Annotated in this window: 19 protein-coding genes and 1 tRNA gene; 10 read left to right on the top strand and 10 right to left on the bottom strand. The window is 64.7% G+C overall.

Going from position 1 to position 22,454, the window contains the following annotated elements; genetic code table 11:
* Positions 1-191: 191 nt before the first annotated feature.
* Positions 192-264, bottom strand: a tRNA-Ala gene (locus tag EWV37_RS14655).
* 84 nt (positions 265-348) lie between these two features.
* On the opposite strand from EWV37_RS14655, the gene EWV37_RS14650 reads away from it, so the two are divergent.
* A complete protein-coding gene (locus tag EWV37_RS14650) occupies positions 349-1,140 on the top strand; it encodes a LysR substrate-binding domain-containing protein (RefSeq protein WP_129702412.1) in 792 nt (263 codons plus the stop codon).
* 12 nt (positions 1,141-1,152) lie between these two features.
* On the opposite strand, the gene EWV37_RS14645 is transcribed toward EWV37_RS14650, so the two are convergent.
* Together EWV37_RS14645 and corA are read right to left on the bottom strand one after the other, a co-directional pair.
* Positions 1,153-2,244, bottom strand: a complete 1,092-nt coding sequence (locus EWV37_RS14645; RefSeq protein ID WP_238663344.1) for a mechanosensitive ion channel family protein — start codon at positions 2,242-2,244, stop codon at positions 1,153-1,155.
* Between the two features lie 46 nt (positions 2,245-2,290).
* Positions 2,291-3,325 carry a magnesium/cobalt transporter CorA gene (gene corA, locus EWV37_RS14640; RefSeq protein ID WP_129702411.1) on the bottom strand — a complete coding sequence of 345 codons (1,035 nt, stop codon included), beginning with the start codon at positions 3,323-3,325 and terminating at the stop codon, positions 2,291-2,293.
* A gap of 100 nt (positions 3,326-3,425) precedes the next feature.
* On the opposite strand from corA, the gene EWV37_RS14635 reads away from it, so the two are divergent.
* The 3 genes from EWV37_RS14635 to EWV37_RS14625 all read left to right on the top strand — a co-directional run bounded on the left by EWV37_RS14635 (position 3,426) and on the right by EWV37_RS14625 (position 6,301).
* Entirely contained in the window at positions 3,426-3,926 is a 501-nt protein-coding gene (locus EWV37_RS14635) for an NUDIX hydrolase (RefSeq protein ID WP_129702410.1), read from the top strand.
* A gap of 92 nt (positions 3,927-4,018) precedes the next feature.
* A complete protein-coding gene (locus EWV37_RS14630; RefSeq protein WP_238663342.1) occupies positions 4,019-5,041 on the top strand; it encodes a glycine betaine ABC transporter substrate-binding protein in 1,023 nt (340 codons plus the stop codon).
* A 42-nt stretch (positions 5,042-5,083) separates the two neighbouring features.
* Positions 5,084-6,301 (top strand): pyridoxal phosphate-dependent aminotransferase, encoded by a 1,218-nt coding sequence (locus EWV37_RS14625; protein ID WP_129702409.1) that lies wholly within the window; start codon positions 5,084-5,086, stop codon positions 6,299-6,301.
* A gap of 62 nt (positions 6,302-6,363) precedes the next feature.
* Here EWV37_RS14625 and EWV37_RS14620 read toward each other — a convergent pair whose 3' ends face one another.
* Both EWV37_RS14620 and xseA read right to left on the bottom strand, forming a co-directional pair.
* Positions 6,364-6,633 carry an exodeoxyribonuclease VII small subunit gene (locus tag EWV37_RS14620; RefSeq protein WP_129702408.1) on the bottom strand — a complete coding sequence of 90 codons (270 nt, stop codon included), beginning with the start codon at positions 6,631-6,633 and terminating at the stop codon, positions 6,364-6,366.
* Positions 6,634-6,670: 37 nt separating this feature from the next.
* The gene (gene xseA / locus EWV37_RS14615) at positions 6,671-7,972 is read right to left on the bottom strand and encodes an exodeoxyribonuclease VII large subunit (RefSeq protein WP_129702407.1); all 1,302 of its coding nucleotides are present in this window, start codon (positions 7,970-7,972) and stop codon (positions 6,671-6,673) included.
* A 59-nt stretch (positions 7,973-8,031) separates the two neighbouring features.
* On the opposite strand from xseA, the gene EWV37_RS14610 reads away from it, so the two are divergent.
* Both EWV37_RS14610 and EWV37_RS14605 read left to right on the top strand, forming a co-directional pair.
* Positions 8,032-8,937, top strand: a complete 906-nt coding sequence (locus EWV37_RS14610; protein ID WP_129702406.1) for a hypothetical protein — start codon at positions 8,032-8,034, stop codon at positions 8,935-8,937.
* Positions 8,938-8,941: 4 nt separating this feature from the next.
* Positions 8,942-10,024: a 4-hydroxy-3-methylbut-2-enyl diphosphate reductase gene (locus EWV37_RS14605; protein WP_095796317.1), complete on the top strand. Its 1,083-nt coding sequence runs from the start codon at positions 8,942-8,944 to the stop codon at positions 10,022-10,024.
* Positions 10,025-10,114: 90 nt separating this feature from the next.
* Here EWV37_RS14605 and EWV37_RS14600 read toward each other — a convergent pair whose 3' ends face one another.
* From EWV37_RS14600 to EWV37_RS14580, 5 genes are all read right to left on the bottom strand, one after another.
* Positions 10,115-11,386, bottom strand: coding sequence for a DNA recombination protein RmuC (locus EWV37_RS14600; RefSeq protein ID WP_238663340.1), 1,272 nt, complete (start codon positions 11,384-11,386; stop codon positions 10,115-10,117).
* Between the two features lie 97 nt (positions 11,387-11,483).
* Positions 11,484-12,095: a response regulator transcription factor gene (locus tag EWV37_RS14595; RefSeq protein ID WP_129702405.1), complete on the bottom strand. Its 612-nt coding sequence runs from the start codon at positions 12,093-12,095 to the stop codon at positions 11,484-11,486.
* Positions 12,092-13,240, bottom strand: coding sequence for a sensor histidine kinase (locus tag EWV37_RS14590; RefSeq protein ID WP_129702404.1), 1,149 nt, complete (start codon positions 13,238-13,240; stop codon positions 12,092-12,094). The genes EWV37_RS14595 and EWV37_RS14590 overlap by 4 nt, the downstream gene beginning before the upstream one ends.
* Before the next feature lie 11 nt (positions 13,241-13,251).
* Positions 13,252-14,013 carry an ABC transporter permease gene (locus EWV37_RS14585; protein WP_129702403.1) on the bottom strand — a complete coding sequence of 254 codons (762 nt, stop codon included), beginning with the start codon at positions 14,011-14,013 and terminating at the stop codon, positions 13,252-13,254.
* A 41-nt stretch (positions 14,014-14,054) separates the two neighbouring features.
* A complete protein-coding gene (locus tag EWV37_RS14580) occupies positions 14,055-14,891 on the bottom strand; it encodes an ABC transporter ATP-binding protein (RefSeq protein WP_238663339.1) in 837 nt (278 codons plus the stop codon).
* Between the two features lie 367 nt (positions 14,892-15,258).
* Between EWV37_RS14580 and EWV37_RS14575 the strand changes: the two genes are divergently transcribed.
* The 4 genes from EWV37_RS14575 to EWV37_RS14560 are packed head-to-tail and all read left to right on the top strand — an operon-like array spanning position 15,259 to position 22,337.
* Positions 15,259-16,614 carry a glycosyltransferase family protein gene (locus EWV37_RS14575; RefSeq protein ID WP_129702401.1) on the top strand — a complete coding sequence of 452 codons (1,356 nt, stop codon included), beginning with the start codon at positions 15,259-15,261 and terminating at the stop codon, positions 16,612-16,614.
* Positions 16,601-19,144 (top strand): glycosyltransferase family 4 protein, encoded by a 2,544-nt coding sequence (locus tag EWV37_RS14570; protein WP_129702400.1) that lies wholly within the window; start codon positions 16,601-16,603, stop codon positions 19,142-19,144. Before EWV37_RS14575 ends, EWV37_RS14570 begins: the two co-directional genes overlap by 14 nt.
* Positions 19,141-20,955 (top strand): ABC transporter ATP-binding protein, encoded by a 1,815-nt coding sequence (locus EWV37_RS14565; protein WP_129702399.1) that lies wholly within the window; start codon positions 19,141-19,143, stop codon positions 20,953-20,955. The genes EWV37_RS14570 and EWV37_RS14565 overlap by 4 nt, the downstream gene beginning before the upstream one ends.
* On the top strand, positions 20,952-22,337 hold the full coding sequence (locus tag EWV37_RS14560) for a phosphotransferase (RefSeq protein WP_129702398.1): 1,386 nt from the start codon (positions 20,952-20,954) through the stop codon (positions 22,335-22,337). The genes EWV37_RS14565 and EWV37_RS14560 overlap by 4 nt, the downstream gene beginning before the upstream one ends.
* The last annotated feature ends 117 nt before the right edge of the window (positions 22,338-22,454 follow it).

Here is a 22,454-nt window from a genome sequence, read left to right as displayed (position 1 = left end):
ACCAGTCACCCACACCAGTCCCGACCCCCGAGCCACCCACTCTCGCGGCTTGACTCGAAACATAGGGACACCCCCCGGACGTTGGAACTGAATTCCTCAGTCAAACTCCCGGGGGTCAGTTCAGTTCCAAGACCCTTCTGTCATCCAGCTACCGACTCATCAGTCAACGATGACCCGACGCAGGACAAAAGTGGAGCTTAGGGGAATCGAACCCCTGACCTTTTCATTGCGAACGAAACGCTCTACCAACTGAGCTAAAGCCCCTTGCAACAGAGATCACTGTAGTCCTCCTACCTACTTTTCGCACGTCGAACGGGCCCGTGCGGCCGCGCAGATTACTGTTGTCCCATGACCGAACCGGACGCCGCCCAAGCCCCACTTACACCCGAGCAAGCGACAGCACATGACCAGTTCGCAGTCGGCTACGTTCCCGGTGTGATGCCGGGGAAGTGGTTCCGGAGGTGGGAGGACCGCCGTCACAAGCCGGCCCTGAGCCAGTACCCGGTCCGCGCCGACAGCTGGCGGGAGGCACTCACCAGCGGCGAGATCAAAGCCTGCTTCGTCCGCCTCGAATGGGAGGGCCAGGACCCCAGCTTGGAAGAGCTCCGCCAGGAGTTCCGCGCTGTAGCCCTCTACGAAGAACTCCAGGTCGTCGTGCTCGACAAGGACCATATCCTCACCGTCGCGGAGACGCTCACCACCGACGAACTGACGGCCGAAAGCGAACCACAGAAGAAGCCCGTCACCGACGAAGCAGACATGGCCATTGAACTCACCGCCGCTGGCGTCGGCCCCGTCATCCTGCCCATGTCGGTGGCTCGCCTGCATCATCGCAAGGACGTCACCTACCGCGAGCTCACGGACGCGCCCACCATCCCCGTGGTGCTCGTGTGGCCGCAGGATCTCAGCGAAGAGGACGAAGCCGCGGTCCAGCAGTTCGTCGGCATCGTGCGCGGCCGCAGCGCCAACAGCGGACGCGATACCCCGCCCAGTCAGGACAAAAAAGCACAAGAGGCCAAGGCAAAGAAGCAGCCCCAAAAACAGCAGCCCAAGGCCCAGCAGCGCCGCGGTGGAAAGGGACCCAAGGGAGCTAAAGCGGCGTCGGCGAGCAAGAATGCCCGACGACGCCGCCCACGCTAGATCCGCGCGAAACTAACCGTCCCCGCGACGCTCCGAGGAATCGGTGGTCGTGCCGTCCTTACTGGGCGTGCGGCCGTCGGTGGTGGAGGTGTCCGGGGCGGGTTCGGGCTTGCGGACCGCGGTGCGCAGCTGACCCGTCATCGGCACGCGAGGCTGCGGGAAGGACGTGGTGCGCGTGTCCTCGTCGGCCGCGGAGGAACCGGACGGAGCGCCGTCGTTGCGCACCACCATCTGATTGACCAGCGGGAGACGCAGACCCTCGCGGTCCAGCAACTTCTTGATCCGCACCCGCAGTACACGGGCCACGTCCCATTGCTGCAGCGGCGCGGTCTTCACGGCCAGGCGCACGGTGATGGACTCGCCGGTGATGTTTTCCACGCCCCAGACTTCGGGGTCGTCGATGATGTTGGGGCCCATATCCGGGTCGTCGCGCAACAGCTGCGCTTCGTGTTCGATGAGGTCCGTGAGCAGGTCGATGTTGGTGTCGTAGGGGACCGGGATGTCCAGCACGCAACGGGCCCAGCCCTGCGACTGGTTGCCCACGCGCAGGATCTCGCCGTTGCGCACGTGCCACAGGGTGCCCTTGACGTCGCGCACCTGGGTTACGCGCAGCCCCACGCTTTCCACGGTGCCAATGGCTTCACCCAGATCCACGGAATCGCCAATGCCGAGCTGGTCCTCGGCCACCATGAAAATGCCGGAGAGGTAGTCCTTGACCAGGGATTGCGCGCCGAACGACAAGGCCACGCCGGCGATACCGGCCGAAGCCAACACCGGCGCAATGTTGAATCCCAGCTCCGCAATGATCATCAAGATGGCCACGGCCCAAATGACGATCGTGGCCACCGAGGACAGCACGGACCCCACGGTGGAGGCTCGTTGCGCCTGGCGGTCCGAGGCCAGCCCGGCGTCGGCAACCCATCGGGGCTTACCGTTGTCGATCTTGCGCACGATGCGCGAGCGCGAACCGCGCGCAATGCCCCTGGTGACGTTGCGAATCACCAACCGCAGCACGGCGGTCAGCAGCAGCGCGCCCAGGAAAATCAGGAGCACGCGGAACGGCGCATCCATCCAAAAATGCCAATCAAGCAATCTCTCATCCATCGAGCACTAGATTAACCGCCCCGGATGAATGCTCCCTAAGCGAGCGCTAGAGCCACTTCTTGGCCTTGAAGATCACGTAGAGCACCACGCCCACACCGAGCATCAACCCCAGCGCTATGGGGTAGCCGTACTGCCACTCCAATTCGGGCATGTGCGCGAAGTTCATCCCGTAGATCGACCCCACGATGGATGGCGCGAAGAGAATGGCCGCCCAGGACGAGATGCGTTTCATCTGTTCGTTCTGTTCCATCGCGGCCTCGTTCTGCCGGGCCGTGGTCAGCGTGGAGTCCAGGGTCATGGCATCGGCCAGTGAGGATCGCATGGACTCGAGCTTGTTGTTCACGATGATCACGTGGTCCAGAACATCGCGCATTCGGTGCTGGAGTTCTTCGTTGGTGTTGTACTTCTGAAATCCCGCGAAGTACTGATTCATCACCGTGTTCAACGGGGACACACCGCGGTGGAAATCGTTGACCTCGCGGGCCAGCTCGTAAATGCGTTGCGAGACGTGGCTTTCGCCGGCGAAGAGCGAATCCTCGATCTCGTCGATATCGGTTTCCAGACCGTCCAGCACCGGAAAGTAGTCGTCCACGATCTGATCGAACAGCGCGTAGAGCACTCCGTCCCCGCCCATGCGCAGCAGCTCACTTTCCCGCTCCACACGCTTGCGCACATGCGAGACCCCGCGCGATTCCGAGTGCCGAATGGTGATCACAAAGTTGGGGCCGGTGAAAATGTGGATCTCGCCGATGTCCACGGTCTCGTCGTGATCGTTGTACACAGCAGGCCGCAGCACGGTGAACAGGGTGTCACCGTAGCGCTCGATCTTGGGCCGCTGATGCGCCTGGATCGTGTCCTCGACGGCCAGCTCGTGGAGTTCGAAGTGCTCCGCCAGTGACTTCACCTCGTCAACGCTTGGTCGGTACAGCCCGATCCACGCGAGCACGGATTCCCGCTGATCGTCCGGCGCGCTAGCGCATTCCTCATCCAGTTTCAGCAGGAGCCGGTACGTCTCCTGCAGGCTCGACGGGGTTTCGATCCGCTGACCATTCCGGTAAATGGCGTTCTCCACGATGCTCACCCGCCCATTATGGCCGCTCGCCTTCCGCTCGTGACGACCGCCGGGGCGCGTGGCTCAACGGGTACGACGCCGCTCGCTCACGGTCAGTAGACTCGTCACCATGAGTTTGGCATTCGATTCCAGGGTGGGCGCCTACGCGCTCATCGTTCGTGACCAGCAGGTTCTGCTGACCCATTGGAATCCGCGCCGCGCTGATTTCGACGGCGCGTGGACCCTTCCCGGGGGAGGTATGGAACCTGGCGAGCAACCGGAAACCACCATGCTGCGCGAGGTCTTCGAGGAGACCGGCTACACCGTGCACACCGACACCCTGCTGGGTGTACACAGCCGGTGGATGGCGTCCGAGCAGCGGCTGGACGGTCAGCCGCGCGACTATCACGCGTGCCGAGTCCTTTACACAGCACACGTGGTGGACGGTGAGTTGACCGTCGAGGAAGACGGCTCATCCGACGACACCCGGTGGTTCCCCCTGGTGGAACTGGATGAACTCGCTCGTCTCGACCTGGTGGATCAAGCCCTGCATTTAGCGGGGCTTGGCCGGTGGGTCGAGCAGCCCGAAGAAGCGCCCAGCCCGGTGGTCGAGCAGGACATCGAAGAGTGACCAATGACCACACCACGGGTGCTCATCACGGTGCCCCTCTGAACAGCCGCGGAGTCACGAAGACCAGCCCGACTAGAAGTCGAGTGGGTCTCATGGGGATCGCCCTGACCGGCCTGCTCGCTCTCACTGCATGCGACAACGGAGGCAATGGGCCCGCAACGGGAGATGCGGCACCCGAGCCGACCGCGGCGGCGTCGTCACCCGGAACCGAGGCGGGCGGCCCGGTGAGAATTGCCACCGGGGTGAGTGATCAGACCCGCGTGGTGGCGCACATGTACGCCCAGCAACTGCGCGAGCAGGGCATTGGTGCGGACGTGGTGGACGCGGGGCGTGAACGGAACGAGCTGTTCGACGCGCTCCAAGCCAACGAAGTGGACTTGCTCCCGGACTTCACCGGCGACCTGTACGTGCACGTGGCGGAGAACGAAACGCCGGCGTCGCCGTCGAATACTCCCACCCCGGCACCCACGGCGTCCGAGGACCCGGGGTTCATCGGCTCACTCGCGCAGTTGCTGGGATTCACCGGCGAGACCGGGCCGTCCGGGGACGATGTTTACGATGCGCTGCCCGACTCGATGCCCAAGGGCCTGCAGATTCTCAACGAGTCTCCGGGGCAGAACACCGATCGATTCGTGGTGACTCCCGCGACGGCCGTGGAGCTTGAACTGGACGATCTCACCTCGGTGGGGGAGCACTGTTCGGACATGGCGATCGGTATGCCGGGTAACTACGCGGATTCCGATCAGGGCGTGAAGGGGCTCGAGAGTTACTACGACTGCAAGCCGAAGTCCGCCCCCGAACTGGCCGAGTACTCCGAGCGCGTGGACGCGCTGCTCAACAACGAGGTGCAGGCGGCGGTGTTGCCCGAGTCCTCGCCGGTAATCGATGACGACGACCTCAGAGTGCTGGACGACCCCAATAATCTGTACCGCCCGGAGAAGCTCGTGGCCGTGGCCTCGGAGGGGCTGACGGGGGATGCGGTCTCAGCGGTCAACGGCATCACCTCCAACATCCGCACCGGGGATCTGGCCATGATGACCCGGTTGGTCAGCGGTGAAAACCCGGACATGACCCCGGAAGAAGCCGCAGCGTTTATCAGGGAACAGCCCCGGTAAATCTGCGTGGCAGCGCCATAAGGGGCGAGTAGTGTTGCCCTCATGGCAATGGTGAAGCAATCCGACAAACTGAAGAACGTGCTCTACGACATCCGCGGTCCCGTGCTGGATCAGGCGGAAAAAATGGAGGCGGCGGGTCATCGCATTCTGCGACTGAACATCGGCAACCCCGCGCCCTTCGGTTTCGAGGCGCCGGACGCGGTCCTGGTCGACATGATCAAGAACCTGCCCAACGCCCAGGGCTATTCGGATTCTCGCGGCATCTACTCCGCCCGCACCGCCGTGGTGCAGTACTACCAGACGCGCGGCATCATGAACCTGGACACCGACGACGTCTACCTGGGCAACGGTGTGTCCGAGCTGATCACCATGACGCTCCAGGCGCTGTGCAACACCGGTGACGAAATTCTGGTTCCCTCCCCGGACTACCCGCTGTGGACCGCCTCGGTGGCGCTGTCCGGCGGTACGCCCGTGCACTACCTGTGCGACGAGGAGAACGGCTGGAACCCTGACCTCGAGGACCTGGAATCCAAGATCACCTCACGCACCAAGGGCATCGTGGTGATCAACCCCAACAACCCCACCGGTGCCGTGTACTCGCGCGAAACCCTCCAGAAGATCGTGGAGATCGCCAAGAAGCACGAACTCATTCTGTTCGCGGACGAGATCTACGAAAAGATCACCTACGACGGCGCCGAGATGATCAACCTGGCCTCACTCACCGGTGAGGACGTGCTGTGTCTGACGTACTCGGGCCTGTCCAAGGCGTACCGGGTGGCCGGTTACCGTTCCGGTTGGCTGGCGATCACCGGCCCCAACTGGAGCGCGGAGTCCTACATCGAGGGCATCAAGCTGCTCGCCAACATGCGCATGTGTGCCAACGTTCCGGCGCAGCACGCAATCCAGACGGCGCTCGGTGGGTACCAGTCCATCAATGACCTGATCCTCCCCGGCGGCCGCCTTAAGGCTCAGCGCGACCTCGCGTACAAGAAGCTCAACGAGATCGACGGCGTCACGTGCCAACAGGCCGACGGCGCTCTCTACCTGTTCCCCAAGCTGGACGTGGAGAAGTTCGGCATCGTTGATGACGAGCGCTTCGCCCTGGACCTGCTCAAGGAACAGAAGATCCTGCTCAGCCACGGCACCGCGTTCAACTGGGGTGAACCGGACCACTTCCGTCTGGTCACGTTGCCCGCAGTCGAGATGCTGGACACCGCTCTCGACCGGCTGGGCGAGTTCCTCTCCGGCTACCACCAGTAGGGCACAGCCGCTCCACGGCTCGCGCTCACAGGCTCAGCCAGTCGAATCCGTTCAGACATGGCTCACTCCGACGCCGTCTGCTCCCGGGTTTCTTCACGCCGGGCGCGGGCGGCGTCGAGCCGTTCCCGGGCGCCGTCCAGCCAGTTCTCGCAGCGGGTGGCCAGGGCTTCGCCGCGCTCCCATAACTGCAGTGACTCCTCGAGCGTGGTGCCGCCGGTTTCGAGCTTGGAGACGATCTCCACGAGCTGTTCGCGGGCCTGCTCGTAACCAAGCTGGTCGATGTCGGACAGATCCGGGGCTGCGTTGTCCGGGGACTGGTTTTCCTTGGCCATGATGGTCCTCTCAGTAGTTCTGCTGACGTGCTGTTAATTAGTGCTCGCCGGGTTGGCGTTGGCTGACGTTGTCCACGGTGACGCCCAGTTCACCGGAGGCCAGGCGCACGGCAAGTTTCTGCTTAGCCTTCACGGAAGCAGCTTCCGTGACCACGTGCCCGTCTTGGGTCTGCACCACGGCGTAGCCGCGGTCCAGGGTCTGCTGGGGTGACAGGGCGCGGACGCGTGCTCGCATCTGGGTGACGGCGTCCTGCGCGCGGAGTGTTGCGGTGTTGACCGCAGACCAGGCGCGTGAGCGCCAGCGGTCCAGGTCTTCTTCCCGAACCAGGATCATGCCGTCCGGTTGGGAGAGCACTGGCCGGGTGCGCATGGACGCCAAACCCTGCTGCTCACGCTCGATGAGAGTGGTGACCGCACGATCCAGTGCGGCTCGGGCCTGGCCGATGCGCAGTCGTTCTTCTTGCACGTCCGGCACCACGCGCTTGCCGGCGTCAGTGGGGGTGGAAGCACGAACATCCGCCACGTAGTCCAGCAACGGCTGGTCGTTCTCGTGACCGATCGCGCTGACCACGGGGGTGTTCGCCGCGAAGACGTTGCGGATCAAGGATTCCTCGCTGAAGGCCAGGAGATCCTCGAATGCGCCGCCGCCGCGGGCAATCACGATCACGTCCACGTGCTCCAACTGATCCAATTCCGCCAGCGCCGCGCTCACGGCGTTGGCAGCGCCATTGCCCTGCACCGGAACTTCTCGGATCTCGAACTGCACACCCGGCCAACGCAGGGAGGCGTTGCGGACCACGTCTTTCTCCGCATCCGAGTTACGCCCCGTGATCAGCCCAACGCACAAGGGCAATACGGGAAGCGGTTTCTTGTGGCGGGGATCGAAAAGCCCCTCATCAGCCAAGGCGCGACGCAAGCGTTCGAGGCGTTCCAGCAGATCGCCCAGGCCCACGGGTCGGATGCCACGGCCGATCATCGAGAGTCGACCGGTCTTGGCGTAGAAGTCCGCCTTGAGGTTCACGACCACGCGCATGCCCTGTTCCAGGGGCCGCTGCAGCGCAGTCATTTCCTGGCCGAACAGGGTGACGGACACGGACATTTCCTCGTTCATGTCCCGAAGGGTCACGTAGGAAACGCGTGCACGGTGATTGACCTCGATGACCTGGCCCTCGACCCACGCATCCGGGGCCTTCTTGATCCAGGCATTGAGGTTGGAGGACAAGCGGCTCAACGGCCATGGGTTCTCCGGAGAGGTGTCCCGCGCGAACTGAGCGAGTTCCCGGTGCGGGTCCGGAACGTCTACAGCATCCGAGGGCTGCGGCGAAGGTGATGTGCTCATGGGTCATGCTTACCACCCTCCGCGGACATGCACAGGCGACTTTTCCCTAAAGTGGAGTCGTGACCCCTCAACCCCCTTCGTCCACAACCCGTGCGTTGCGAACCGCGGGTGCCGTGCTGTGCGGACTCCTCACTGGGCTGTTCTTCGCCGCGTGGCTCGGGCTCACGTGGTTGCAGGATCACTTATTGTCCCCGTCCGGTTTCCAGGACACCGCTCACTCGGTCGTCACGGACACCCAATTCCAGACGGAACTGGTGGGGACCCTGTTGGACCGGGCCTCCTTCGGACTGCTGGACGATTACCAAACCGGGATCGGACCCGTGGACCAGACCCTCGAGCGAGTACGGGAGGGCGCCGTCGGCGCGGCCGAATCGTTCGCAACCGCGCCTGAGCAGCGCGAGATGTGGACGCAGGTGCTGGTGGAAACTCACGCGGCCAACGTTCCGCTGTCGCCGGAGATGGGGGAGGCCCCCGAGAACCTGGTGGTGAACGTTCATCCGGTGGGTGCCACGATCGATCAACGCATTCGGGACACCTTGGGCATCGACCCGTCGTTGAGTTCGCAAGAGCTGACGGTGTCGGTTCCCGGGGCACGCACCGGTCCCGTGATCGACGCGATCGTGTGGATCACCCAGTGGCGCTTTGTGCTGCCGTGGCTGGCCGGGGCGCTGGGCATTGCCACCCTGCTGTTGGCTCCCCGGCGGTGGCTTGCCCTGGCGGGTCTGGGCCTGGCCGGTGTGGTGATGACGGGTGCGTTGTTGATCGCAGCGCTCGTGGCGGGTCAGTCGGTGGTATCGGCGTCCTCGATTGAGCCGGTGGCGAATCTGGTGGTCCTCGAAATCGTGGGCCTGTTGCGCGAATCCTTTGTGGCCCGGTGCGTCACGGGCATGATCTGGGCTGCGGTGGTCGCGCTCGCCGGTGTGACGGGCGCCGTGGTGAGACGTCACGCAGTCACCTACCATTAAGAGCATGTCCACCACCGTTGATCTTTCCATGCCCACCGTTCCTCGCGTTCGGCGCACACCCCAAGAGATCGCCGATGCCGCTCCGGTCGCCGGTTCTCGCAAGGTCCTGTTGGCCGCGCCGCGCGGATACTGCGCCGGTGTGGACCGCGCCGTGATCGCGGTGGAGAAGGCACTCGAGCACTACGGTGCCCCGGTGTACGTGCGCAAGGAGATTGTGCACAACAAGTACGTGGTCGGCACGCTGGAAGAACGCGGTGCCATTTTTGTGGATGAGACCGACGAGGTTCCCGAGGGATCCCTGCTGGTGTTCTCCGCCCACGGTGTGTCCCCGGCGGTCGTGCAGTCCGCAGCGGACCGCAAATTGCAAACCATTGACGCAACCTGCCCGCTGGTCACCAAGGTGCACCGCGAGGCCGTGCGCTTCGCTCGCGGCGACTACGAGATCCTGCTGATCGGTCACGTGGGCCACGAAGAGGTCGAAGGCACGTTCGGCGAGGCCCCCGAGCACATCCAGATCGTGAACTCCCCGGAGGACGTGGACACCCTGGAGGTCAACAACCCGGACAAGGTCGTGTGGCTCTCGCAAACCACGTTGAGCGTGGACGAGACCATGCAGACCGTCAACAAGCTCCGCGAGAAGTTCCCCAACCTGCAGGACCCGCCCAGCGACGACATTTGCTACGCGACCTCCAACCGTCAGGCGGCGATCAAGGAAATTGCGCCACAGACGGACCTGGTGATCGTGGTGGGTTCGGCCAACTCGTCCAACTCCGTGCGGCTCAAGGAAGTAGCTGAGGAATACGGTGCCAAGCGTGCCGAGCGCGTGGACTTCGCCAACCAGGTCGATGAGTCCTGGTTCGAGGGTGTTGCCACCGTCGGTGTGACGTCCGGTGCTTCGGTGCCCGAGGTGCTCGTCAAGCAGGTGCTCGACCTGCTGGCTGAGTACGGTTATGGCGAGGTCGAAGAAGTCGTCACGGCTGAAGAGGACATTCTGTTCTCCCTGCCCAAGGAGCTGCGTGCCAAGCTCGCCGAGGGCGGCGACAAATCTCGTCAGCTCGGCGGCCGCGGATCGCGTCCCAACCGCTGATCCGAACGCCTGGCGGTCGCGACACTGCGACCGGCCGGGAGCTGTCTCGACCCGCTCACCCGATCACTCGGTCAGCCGGGCGGCGCAGCATTAGCTGGCCCGTGCGTTGTCTTCGCGCGGGCCAGTCTCATTACCCCGGTCAGCGGAACCGTCCAGCACGAACTCGGTCGCAGTGACGGCTCGGGGCATGGTTTCCACGGGCTTAGTTTCGAGCCCGGTGGAGTCGTTGTCGGTGGGATCCAGCGCCGCGATCTTGCGGGCCGAAGGCAACACACGGGTTTCGAGTGAGCCCACGAGTTTGTTGTAGCCGTCCACCGAACGCCTGAGTGAGCCACCCATATCAGCTAGGTGCTTACCCACAGATCCCATACGGTCGTAGAGCTCTCGCGAGAGCCGGTAGAGCTCGCGCGCGTTGTCCGTGAGAGTGGCCTGACGCCAGCTGAATGCCACCGCCTTGAGCGAGGCCATCAGCGACACCGGGGACACCAACGCCACATTGTTTCGAGATGAATGTTCCAGTAGTGCCGCATCCGACTCCAGGGCTGCGGCGAGTGCGGATTCCACCGGGACGAAACACATCACCAGCTCGGGGGAGCCATCGTTACCTGTCCAGTACTGTTTGGCCGCCAGCGCGTCCACGTGCGCTCGCAGTGCATTGGCGTGTGCCTTCAAGGATTGCGCTCGGCGCTGGTCGTTCTCCGGTGAGCCGTCCGCGGGCACGGCTTGCGCATCCAAGTAGGAGTTCATGGGTGCCTTAGCATCGACCACGATGACCTGTCCGCCGGGCAGTTTCACGATCATGTCCGGGCGCTGCACACCGCGGTCGGTCGTGCGTGAATCCTGCTCCGTGAAATCCACGTGCCGTAGCATTCCGGCGGCTTCCACCACGCGACGCAACTGCATTTCACCCCACGCGCCGCGCACAGTGGTGGAGCGCAACGACGAGGACAGCGACCCGGTGGCCTCCAGCAACTGCGCGTCCGTGCTGCGAGCGGCATCCAGGGCCTGACTTACAGCACCAAATTGCTCAGCGCGGTCCCGTTCCAGTTGAGTGACGTGACGTCCCACGGTGCGCAGCTGATCATTGAGTGGCGCCAACGCCTGCAGCACGTTCTGATCTTGGAAGGAGCGAGCTTCCAGAGTGGCCACGTGCCTCTCGAGTTGCTCCTTGGCTTCTCGCGCGGCGGCGCTCTCTTGCAAGGCCTTCAGGCGTTCGGCCTGCAGCTCGTCGACCTCGGCCTCGATCCGACGTGTCCGGCGACTAGCCAGCGACATTCCCACGGCGGCACCCAGCCCGAGCCCCACCACCAGGGCGAGTAACGCCCACAACCACCACACCTGAGACATCACGGAAGCGTCCATGGGGGAACTGTCTCAGACCCCTCCGACATTCATAAGGACCTGCATCGGGCGAACCGCCAGGCCACCCGCAAGGGGAACCGCAGGTGCGCCACCCCCGCTAGATCCATCCGTTGCGCAGTGCTGTTGCAGCGGCTTCGGAACGGTTGTGCACACCCGTCTTCCCAATAGCGGAGGACAAATGATTGCGCACCGTTCCTGCGGACAGATGCAGAGATGCCGCGATCTGCTTCGCCGAGCCACCCTGTGCGGATTCTCGCAACACGTCCTGTTCCCGCTGGGTCAGCGGGTTGGCGCCGGCGACCAACGATTCCTCGGCGAGTTGCGGGTCGATCACGCGCAGTCCTGCGTAGACGCGCCGGATGGCCTCGGCCAGTTGTTCGGCCGGCGTGTCTTTCACCACGAATCCGCTTGCGCCGGCATCGAGCGCGCGCCGCAGGTACCCGGGGCGATCGAACGTCGTCACGATCAAACACTTGGTGCCACTGCCGCCGCGCGCGATCTCCTGTGTGGCATCCAACCCGTTGAGCACGGGCATTTCGATGTCCAGCAGGGCCACATCGACGTCCTGATCCGCCACCGCCTCCACGGCTTCTCGACCGTTGCCCACCTGGGCCACCACCGCGATATCCGGTTCGAGTTCGAGTAATGCAGCCAGCCCGGCTCGCACCAAGGCTTGATCGTCTGCAATCACTACCGAGATTCTCTTCATGCCGGTTCCACCACGATTCGAGTTCCTCGGTCCTTACCTTCAACGGGCGAGGTCACGGTCAATTTCAGCCCGGCCTTCTCGGCCCGCTCCTGCATGCCCCGTAGCCCGTTGCCCGGCACCGACGACGCCGCCGCGTCCGCGCCGTCGCGCTCGCAACTCAACCCAGCGCCGTCGTCGGTGATGGTCAGGGTGGTCGAGGTGAGCGTGACCCAGCACGAAGTAGCGGACGAGTGGCGCACCGCATTCGTCACGGCCTCACGAAGGATCCACGCAAACGTGGAACGCCAGGGAGCCTCAATCGACGGAACTGTACTGGGCAGATGCGGGGTGATGCCCGCGGAGCGCAGTGCGGCCCGAGTCTGAACCAATTGGACGCTCAGCTCGGGTTCGCGCAGTTTGCCCACCGTGGAGCGCACATCGGTGAGGGAATCGCGCGTGAGGACCAGAACATCGTCGAGCTCTTGGGCCGCTCGTTCCGGGTCCGTGGCCATGAGGCGCTTGGCCAGCTGGACCTTCATGGACACCACGGTGAGGGAATGGCCCAGGATGTCGTGGACGTCGCGGCCCACGGACTCGCGCTGCTGAGCCAGTTTGAGTTCGCGCTGTAGCTGCTCCTGAGCCACGGAGCGTTCGACTACCCAGCGGGAGACCAGAAGCAGCATCCACGAGGGCCCGATGCCGATGATCGGCCAGATCCAATCCTCTCGCGCGGTCAACATCAACCACGGTGTGAGCGCGAGAATCGCAATAACCGCGGCAGCGAGGAGCGATTCCTTCATGGACATACGGAACACACAGACCGCTACGAAGAACGGACTGACATAAGTCGCGGCGAGCCCGCCCGCAGGAATCACCAAGGCCACGGGCAACAGGAGAATCAAGCACCACACCAGGGCGTTGAATCGCTCACTGTGCTCGGGGAACAGGTATTCCTTGATCCACGAGATGACGTACAAAACGGCGAAGAGCCCCAGCCCGATGAGTGCCATGACCTTGAGGCCATCGTCCGCAGGGCTTGACCACACGCGGGTCACGGGGAAGATGAGGAACACCAGCCACACGGAGGCGAACAGGACATCGGGCCAGCCGGAGGGCCATTCGGCGGGATTTTCGGCCGACGTTTCTTTCTCGGTCTGAGTATTCATCGTCACTGTGCTCATTTGCGGGCCGTTGCTTTCCGCGCGGCGAACAGGGCGATGGCGGCGAAAATCACGGCCCACACACCCACGTTGGCCAGCAGCATCCAGACGCTGTCCTGTTCGGCGGCGCCGTCCACGGAAACCACCCAGCCTTCGGTAATGGGGTAGCGGGCAAGTCCAACAATTCCATACAAGGGCGTGAAGCGGGCGAAGTCCAGTAACGAACCGGACAACGGCATGAACACGTTGCCCAGGAAGGCGAGCACCACCAGCAGGCCGGTGGCGGCGCTGACCGCGCCGTCCGAGCGGAACAACAGTCCTGCGGCCAGACCGTAGAGCGCAAAGACCACGGAACAGGCAATGACGATGCCGGCGGTTGCGAACCAGCGCCACACATCGTCCATGACCGAATTGGTGAGGACACCGGCCAAATAAACGATGATCACCGGCACCACCGCCACAGTCATCGCGACGATCACTTTGGTGGCGGCGTATCCGCCCGTTCCCATGGGCGTCATGGCCAACTGTCGGCCCCAGCCCTGCATCCTCTCCACGGCGGCGCTGCCCGCAATGGAGGTGGTTGCGGTGACCGCGCCGTACGCGGCCATGGAGACCATCAGGTAGGCGGAGACATTGCCATGGCCCGAGGATTCGTCGGACCAGCCCTGGGTGACACCGAACATGATGAACAATGCCGCGGGCAGTATCGCGATGAAGAACATGTTCTCGAAGGCGCGGACCTGGCGCCAGAAGTCATGGAGTGTGTACGTGAGATTCATGATGAATTCCTTGTCGATCCTGGTTATCAGTTCTGCTGGTTTCAGTGCTCGGAAGAACGGTTCACGAGCGCTGTGAAGGCCTCTTCCAGGCCCCCGCGGGAGATTTCCAGTTCGTTGGCGGGCGTTTCGGTCAGTAGCACGCGTGCCAGTTGATCCGAGTCGTGTGTTTGTGCGGTGACGCGGGCGCCCTTCCAATCAAGGTGCGTGACGCCGGGAAGGTCCGGCAACGGCGTCGTGCGGGGCCAGTCGAACGACACCGTTTGATGCGTGGAAGCGGATCGGAAGCTGTCCACCGTGCCGTCGTGATGCACCGCTCCGCGGTCAAGAAGCACCACGCGCTGGGCGAAGTCTTCGGCCTCTTGCAGATAGTGGGTAGCGAACACCACGGTGCGGCCCTCGCGGGCCTCGGCGCGCATGGTGTCCCAGAATTCCTGTCGGGCCTGTACATCCATGCCGGCGGTGGGCTCGTCGAGAATCAGCAGATCCGGCTCGGGGAGCAGGGCCAGGGCAAAGCGAACGCGCTGCTGCTGACCTCCCGAGCATTTGGCGATCTTGCGTTTCACGAACGACGCCGCTCCGGCGCGTTCCAGCGCCTCGTCCACGGGCATGTGCTCGCGGTAGAGCGACGCGATCATCACCACCGTTTCGCGCACGGACAAGTCCGCGAGGAGGCCACCCGTTTGTTGGACGGCACCCACCAGGCCGCGGGAGACGGCCTCGCGCGGGCTGTGTCCGAAGACCGCGACCGTGCCTTCTCCCGGGTCGTTCATACCCAGGGCCAGGTCCAGAAGTGTGGTCTTGCCGGCGCCATTGGGTCCCAACAGGGCCACGATCTCACCGCGCTCGATGCGCAGGTTCACGTCGTTGACGGCGTGCACCGTCTCCTTGCGAGTCCGGAACACCTGATGAACGTGAGAGCACTCGATGGCCGGGGCGAGCGGCGTCGTCGTGGAAGTGGCTCGTGGAACCGAGGAAGGGGCAACTGGAGAATTCATACCTTTAGATTCGCGGGAAAACACGTCACGCAGAACTGCCGAACGTCACGACTCACGCGTGACAAACGTCATGGGTGCGCCCTCGAATGTGCCCGCGATTCGGGGCCATTGGCTGGTAAGCAACCGACGGGTAACACATGAGAACTTTCTCATGAACGTCTCACGTCCGATTCACACCCGATTCTTAGTCTTGGGCCATCAGGACAGCCGTCGGCGGATCCACCAGCCGGCTCGAACGTGAGGTAAACAGATGGACACTGCAGATCACTCCCAGGAGTTGCGGATCGCTCTCTACTCACACGATTCGTTGGGTCTGGGCCACACCCGCCGCAACCTTGCCATTGCGCAGGCACTGTCCGACGCGCTGCCCGAGCTGACCGGCCGCAAGCTGTCCGGGCTGCTCATTACCGGTGAGCGCACTGCCACCTCTTACCGTTGCCCCAAGGGTTTCGACTGGCTCGTGGTCCCCGGAATCCGTAAGGAAAGCGGAAAATACGAGGCTCGTCACCTGGGCGTGAAGAGCGAGCGACTGTTCGACATCCGCTCCTCCGTGATCGGTGGCGCGCTGGATGCCTTCCGTCCGCACATCGTGATCGTGGACCGGCACCCGTTCGGAATCGACGGCGAGCTGATCAAGCCCCTCGAAGACCTCAAGGCCGTGAAGCCCGAAACCACGTTCGTGCTGGGGCTGCGCGAGGTCCTGGACGCGCCCGAGGTCGCCGCCGAGGAATGGAAGCGCGTGGGTGTCGATACCGTCACGGACCTGTTCGACCGCGTGTGGGTCTACGGCGACCGCGAGATCCACGACCCGTTGGCCACCGGTGAACTGCCCGCCGAGTTCGCGCCGATGGTCGACTACACGGGCCTGCTCTCGAGTGGTCGCAAGTTCAGCGGCCGCCACAACGCGACCATCAAGCCGTTCGTGCTCACGATGCTCGGCGGCGGTTCCGACGGCGTGAACGTGGCCAAGGCCGCAGCTGCGGCTCCCGTACCCGCAGGCGTGCAGCACCTGGTGGTGACCGGTCCGCAGATGCCCTCCGCCGAGCGCCACGAGGTGGAGGCCGTCGCAGGACCGTCCACCAAGGTCACGAATAAGGTCTCGGACGGCATGTCGTACGTGGCCTCCGCGGACGCCGTGGTGTCCATGGCCGGGTACAACACCGTGGCCGAGACGCTGTCCACGGACACCCCCGCGCTGTTGGTTCCGCGTACCACCCCGCGCACGGAGCAGATCATCCGCGCTCGTGGGCTGGGTGAGACCGGCGCCATTGATTGGGTGGATCCTTCGGAAGCCACCAGCGAAACCATCGGTCAGTGGTTGGCGGAGGCCGTGGCCAATCCGGCTATCCGGGAGAAGCAGCTCGCCGCCCGCGAGGAGCTCGGACTCAACGGGCTGGATCGCGTGGTCGAACTGGCCGCGGACCTCGCGTGGTTGACCGACAAGACTGTCGCACCGCTGCCGGTTCCGGACGCCAACATCGTGGCTGGCTATTCTTCAAATGCAGGGATTGCCGCAGAAGCTGATCCCGCGGGGGTTACCCGCAACGCGGTGACCGTTCCGGCCCACTCGCTCGAAGCAGCAGGAGTCAACCATGCAGCAGTCTGAGTCCGCCACCGCCCGCCCGGCGCGCAAGACCGCCTACATGCTCAAGGTGTACCCGCGGTTTTCCGAAACCTTCATTGTCACCGAGATTCTCGCCCGCGAAGCCGCGGGCGAGTCCCTCGAAATCTTCGCCCTGCGCCCCACCTCGGACACACGTTTCCACCCCGAGATCGCGCGTGTGCAGGCCCCCGTGACGTTCCTCCCCAAGCCGGTCAAACTCTCGGACGCATGGGCGCTCTTCGCCGACGCGACCGCCACGATCCCCGGTTTCGCCCGTCGCTACGCCGAGTTGCTGCCCGAGCTGGCGACCTACGACGCCGCCGACGTCCACCAGGCCATCCACCTCGCGTGCGAGGTCTCTCGCCGCGGCATCACGCACCTGCACGCCCACTTCGCCACGCTCGCGGGCCAGACCGCCGAGGTCGCCGCACTGTTGGCGGATATCGAATACTCCGTGACCACTCACGCCAAGGACATCTTCCACGAATCCGTGGTCCCCGCTCGCTTGGGCCGCACCATGGCGCGCTCGCACCACGTCATCACGATTTCCGAGTACAACCTGAATCACTTGGCTACCCAATACCCGGACCACGCGGACAAACTGCACCTGGTCTACAACGGGCTGGAACTCGAGCGCTTCCCGTACGCGCCGCCCGCTGCCGTGAATGGCTCCCGGCCGCTGCGGATTGCCGCGGTGGGCCGCATGGTGGAGAAGAAGGGGTTCTTCGACCTGGTCGCCGCCGCAGGCAGGCTCGTGGCACAAGGGATCCCGATAGAGGTGCGCATCGCCGGTGAGGGTGCTCTGTTCACCCGAGTTCAGACCGCGATCGACATTGCCGGGCTCGGTGACGTGATCACCCTGCTGGGCGCTCGCACCCAACAGGAGGTCCGTGACCTGCTCGCCTGGGCCGATGTCTTTGCTGCGCCCTCCATCATCGGTGCGGACGGCAATGCAGACGGTCTGCCCACCGTCTTGCTCGAGGCCATGGCCAGCGGTGTTCCCTGCGTTGCTTCGACCGTCACGGGCATTCCGGAGGCCATCGAGCACGGAGTCACCGGATTCCTGCACACCCCCGGCGACGTGGACGAGCTGGTCAGCGCGCTGGCAACCATTGCCGACCCGTCCTTCGACCGCCAGGCCATGGCCGCCGCCGGTCGCCGCCACATCGACAACCGCTTCGACTCGCATTCCCAGGCCCGCACACTTGTGGCCCTGGAGGACGGCCGGTTCGAGGACGTCGTCGAACCCGCCGTGCCGTCCGTTCCCCGGACGAGCGAAAGCGCCGACGCCGCGACCACCCCGCCTGTCATGGACCTGCAGGGCAAACGCATCGCGTACGTGTGCGTGGACCCGGGCATCCCGGTGTTCGGCACCAAGGGCGCGTCCGTGCACGTGCAGGAAGTGGTGCGGGAATTCATCCGCCGCGGTGCGGACGTCACGATTTTCGCAACCCGCACAGGCGACGACATGCCCGCGGACCTGGACGGCGTGGAGGTCGTCCACCGACCCATCAAGACCAAGGAGACCGCCGAGCGCGAGGCCACCCAGCACGCCGTCGGCTCCGAATTCGCGTTCCAGATCGCAGCCGGAGGCTTCGACCTGGTCTACGAGCGCTACTCCCTGTTTTCGACGGCGCTCGCGCAGGTCGCACCCGCCGGAATCCCCGGCGTCCTGGAAGTCAACGCGCCGCTCATCGACGAACAGCGCACGCACCGTCACCTGCTCGACGAGAAACTCGCGCACCGCGCGCTCGTGGAACAGACTTCGGCCGCCGCGCACACGATTGCCGTCTCCGCCATGGTCGCGGACTGGGTGGCCGGAACCACCGGGGGAGCGGACGTCACCGTGGTGCCCAACGGGGTCAACACGGATCGCATCGCTCCCGGCGAGGATCCCCTGGAACACGACCGCCCGACCGTGGCGTTCGTGGGCACGCTCAAGCCGTGGCACGGTGTGGAAACCCTCGTCGAGGCCGCTGCACTGGCCCAGCAGGACTGGGATCTGCGCATCATCGGGCACGGACCGCAGGGCGACACCCTGCGCGCTCGCGTGGAAGACGCCGGGCTGCAACACCGCGTGTCGTTCACCGGCACCGTAACGCCCGAAGCCGTTCCCGGTTTGTTGACCGACTGCTCGATCGCCACCGCGCCCTACCCGGCCGTGGCCGCCGAGGACTCCTACTTCTCCCCGCTCAAGGTGTACGAATACCTCGCCGCGGGGCTTCCCGTGGTGGCCTCGGCCATCGGACAGATCCCGCAGATCCTGGACGGCACGGACGCCGGGGTGCTCGTGGCGCCGTCGGACGCGCAAGCGCTCGCGGACACGATCGACGAGCTCGTGGTCGACGCCGAACGCCGCGACCGGATGGCCCGCAACGCGCGCGCCCTGGCCGTCTCGCGGCACAGCTGGGCCAAGGCCGTGGACACGATCCTGAGCGGCGTCGTGACCCAGCCCGCCGAGACCGCCGCTTCCGAGATCGAGAGCGCTCCCGAGACCGCCGCGGTTGCGGCCGGAGACGGCGGCGCACCGTGAGCTCAAAATCCAAGAAGGCGGGCAAGGTCGATCCCGGAGCCCTGCGCCGGACCCTCAAGATCGTTCGACCGCACCTGGGCGGCCAGAAGTGGCTGATGTCCGGTGGCATCACAGCGCTGCTGTTCGAGGTGGCCTTCCGCGTGCTCGAACCGTGGCCCACCAAGTTCGTGTTGGACGCCGTGACCGCCCAGCTGGGCGCGACCATCCCGGGTGCCCCCGCCGCCACCGCGAGCCTGCTGGTCGCGTGTGCCGCGGCGGTGGTGCTGATCGTGGGACTGCGGGCGCTGTCGAATTACCTGGCCACGGTGTGCTTCGCCCTGGCCGGATCGCGGGTGGCCACCAAGCTGCGCGCCTCGGTGTTCTCCCACGTGCAGTCGCTCTCGGACGGCTATCACGCCACGAGTAAGCGCGGTGACCTGGTGCAACGCCTGGTGGGTGACGTGGGCAAGCTGCAGGACGTGGCTGTGACCGCGGGTCTGCCACTGATCGCCAACGTGATCACGCTGCTCGTCATGGCCGTGGTGATGTTCGTACTGGATGCCCGTCTGGCCTGCGTGGTGGTGCTCGCTGCGATCGCCTACTGGGTGACGTCTCAGGGCTCAACCACGCGCATTACCGAGGCGTCTCGCCGGACCCGTAAGGGCGAGGGCCAGTTGGCCAACATCGCCCAGGAGTCCTTGGGCGCGATCGGCGTGGTGCACGCCTACAGCCTGCACGGTGAGATCAGCAAGAACTTCTCCGGCTCCAACATGAAGACCCTCAAAGACGGCGTGCAGGCCAAGAAGCTCGCCGCCGGACTCGAGCGCCGCACGGACGTGATCGTGGGTGTGGCCACCGCGCTCGTGCTTGGCGGCGGCGGGTGGCGCGTGGTGCAGGGCGGGATGAGTCCCGGTGACCTGGTGATCTTCCTGACCTACCTCAAGACCGCAATGAAGCCCCTGCGCGACCTGGCCAAGTACACCGGCCGCATCGCCCGGGCCACGGCCTCCGGTGAACGCATTGCCGATGTCCTGGACGTGCCCGTGGACATCGGTGACGATCCGAACGCCAAGCCGCTGGCCTACGCTCGCGGCGAGCTGGCACTGCGCGACGTCTGGTTCGGCTACAACCCCGGCGATCCCATTCTGCGCGGTGTGGACGTGGAGATTCCGGCGGGTCAGCGCGTGGCCGTGGTCGGTCCTTCGGGTGCCGGTAAGTCCACGATCAGCAAGTTGTTGCCTCGACTGATCGATCCCGATCAGGGCAAGGTCTGCCTGGATGGCACCAATATCCGCGACATCACACTGGAGAGCCTGCGCTCGCACATTGCCCTGGTGCCCCAGGAGACCGTGCTGTTCTCCGGCACCATCAACGACAACATTCGCTACGGCCGCTTGGACGCCACCGACGAAGAAGTGCAGGAGGCCGCTCGTCGCGCCTACGCACATGACTTCATCTGCGCGATGCCCGAGGCCTACGACACCTACGTGGGCGAGCGCGGCGGAACGCTGTCGGGTGGTCAGCGGCAGCGCATTGCCGTCGCTCGTGCCCTGCTGCGTGATTCGCCGGTGGTGGTTCTGGACGAGGCCACGACGGGACTGGACCCCGCGGCGACGTCGGCGGTGCTCAAGGCAATCGATCACCTGACCGTGGATCGCACGACCGTGGCCATCACCCACGATGCGCACCTGGCGCTGGACGCGGACCGTGTCTTGTGGATCGAGAACGGAAATATCGAACTGGACGGTACTCCCGCCGAACTCATGACGGAACACTCCGGCCGGTTCGCCGCGTGGGTCAAGACCCAGCGCAACGCAACGGAGGTCTCATGAGCCAGGCACTGAAAACACCGGTCCTCAATGCTCTGTATGCCCGGCCCGGCTCGGAATCGGATGCCCGTTCCCTTGCCACGCTGGTCGCCAACACGGGCATGGCCCAGCCGGTCATCGAGCACCTTCGCTTCAAGCCGGAGACCTCCGCGGTGGCGCGGATTGTCGACGCCGCTCGCGACCGTTCCGGGGCCGCAAGCCAGCCTTGGTGGTTCGCCGCGTACGCCCCGAGCGAGACGAACAAGGCCGGCAAACTGCTCAAGCGCGCTGACCAGACCGGGTACCCGTTGTTCACCGCGCTGCTGCCGGACGATCCGCGTACCAGCGTGTTCTGCGGGCCGATCGGCTTGGACCGCATGTTGTTCAAGGCGCTTGCGGAGATCAAGGCCGTGGACTCGCGTGGGCGGGTTGACGGGACCGTGCTCAGCTACAACCCGTGGCGTCGTGTGGTGTTCAAGCGCACCGGCGATTCCGGCGAGTCTTCCGTGGTGCGCGTGTGGGCGGAACCTCCCGCCACGGCGCCGTTGCTGTCGGCGTTGCATCAGCTCGGTGCGCCCGTACTGCCGGTGACGGGGATGACCCAGCACAGCATCGAGCAGCCGTGGATCACCGGGGGAGATTTCACGGAACGGCTGGCTGCAGATGTTGCGGCGACGGGCGGGGCGGTGTCCGGCGTGATGACGTCCGATTCAGGCGCAGCGGGCGACAAGGTCCCCGGTGGTTCGGCGACCGGCGCTGCAGCAACGGTAGCGCTCTCGCCAAGCGATCTCTTGCCGGCGGTGGCTGAGGCGGTGACCCGGCTGCACAACATCGACCCGGCTGCGTTGGTGTCCATGACACAGGAGGTGCTGCACTCGGGCATGCCCGGGGCACTCGGCCAAAAACTGGCCGTGCCGGGCGTGAATCCTGTGGCTGCCCTGCAGGGTGCGGCCAACGGGCTGACATGTTTCCTGGCAGATTTGCGGGGTCGATTCGAGACCGTGGCCGACGACGTGTTGCGGGCCATCGCGGAGAACCCTGGCGCCGCGGTGCTCTCCCACGGGGATCTTTCCGCAGATCAGGTGGTGCTCGGGGAAGACGGCGCGCCGCTCCTCATCGATTTCGACCGCATGAAGATGGCGCCCATTGGTTACGACCTGGGTGATTTCGCGGCCGTGGAGTTGTTGAGTGGTCGCGATTCATCTACTGCGGTGGCCCTGGCTGAGGCGTATCGTCGTGTACCCGGCACGGGGGTGGTCACGGACGAGTCCGTGCGCGCGTGGACGGCGTTCCATGTGCTTTTGCGAGTGACCGAAGCGTTTCGCAATCTGGATCCGGATTGCGTCAATCACGCACGGCAGCGCGTTGATCTCGCGCACGCCGTGCTGCGGGGCAAGGTGGAATGACATGACGGGGATAGCGCCCCAGCGGGCGCCGGGGGCGGAGCACTCACAAGCTCCAATGCAATTCGATATCAATGGTGAACGATTAATTGTGCGTCGTTCATGGCCGGGGAAAGAGGG

The organism is Kocuria carniphila (assembly GCF_004136555.1).
Classification (GTDB): Bacteria; Actinomycetota; Actinomycetes; order Actinomycetales; family Micrococcaceae; genus Kocuria; species Kocuria carniphila.
The sequence above is the reverse complement of the archived record's forward strand: the minus strand, read 5'-3'. Positions and strand labels throughout refer to the sequence as shown.

Excerpts from the sequence above, each read along its gene's own strand:
- EWV37_RS14650 (WP_129702412.1), top strand. The coding sequence starts at position 349 with ATGACCGAACCGGACGCCGCCCAAGCCCCACTTACACCCGAGCAAGCG.
- EWV37_RS14645 (WP_238663344.1), bottom strand. The coding sequence starts at position 2,244 with ATGGATGAGAGATTGCTTGATTGGCATTTTTGGATGGATGCGCCGTTC.
- EWV37_RS14635 (WP_129702410.1), top strand. The coding sequence starts at position 3,426 with ATGAGTTTGGCATTCGATTCCAGGGTGGGCGCCTACGCGCTCATCGTT.
- EWV37_RS14630 (WP_238663342.1), top strand. The coding sequence starts at position 4,019 with ATGGGGATCGCCCTGACCGGCCTGCTCGCTCTCACTGCATGCGACAAC.
- EWV37_RS14625 (WP_129702409.1), top strand. The coding sequence starts at position 5,084 with ATGGCAATGGTGAAGCAATCCGACAAACTGAAGAACGTGCTCTACGAC.
- EWV37_RS14620 (WP_129702408.1), bottom strand. The coding sequence starts at position 6,633 with ATGGCCAAGGAAAACCAGTCCCCGGACAACGCAGCCCCGGATCTGTCC.
- xseA (WP_129702407.1), bottom strand. The coding sequence starts at position 7,972 with ATGAGCACATCACCTTCGCCGCAGCCCTCGGATGCTGTAGACGTTCCG.
- EWV37_RS14605 (WP_095796317.1), top strand. The coding sequence starts at position 8,942 with ATGTCCACCACCGTTGATCTTTCCATGCCCACCGTTCCTCGCGTTCGG.
- EWV37_RS14600 (WP_238663340.1), bottom strand. The coding sequence starts at position 11,386 with ATGGACGCTTCCGTGATGTCTCAGGTGTGGTGGTTGTGGGCGTTACTC.
- EWV37_RS14595 (WP_129702405.1), bottom strand. The coding sequence starts at position 12,095 with ATGAAGAGAATCTCGGTAGTGATTGCAGACGATCAAGCCTTGGTGCGA.
- EWV37_RS14590 (WP_129702404.1), bottom strand. The coding sequence starts at position 13,240 with ATGAATACTCAGACCGAGAAAGAAACGTCGGCCGAAAATCCCGCCGAA.
- EWV37_RS14585 (WP_129702403.1), bottom strand. The coding sequence starts at position 14,013 with ATGAATCTCACGTACACACTCCATGACTTCTGGCGCCAGGTCCGCGCC.
- EWV37_RS14575 (WP_129702401.1), top strand. The coding sequence starts at position 15,259 with ATGGACACTGCAGATCACTCCCAGGAGTTGCGGATCGCTCTCTACTCA.
- EWV37_RS14570 (WP_129702400.1), top strand. The coding sequence starts at position 16,601 with ATGCAGCAGTCTGAGTCCGCCACCGCCCGCCCGGCGCGCAAGACCGCC.
- EWV37_RS14560 (WP_129702398.1), top strand. The coding sequence starts at position 20,952 with ATGAGCCAGGCACTGAAAACACCGGTCCTCAATGCTCTGTATGCCCGG.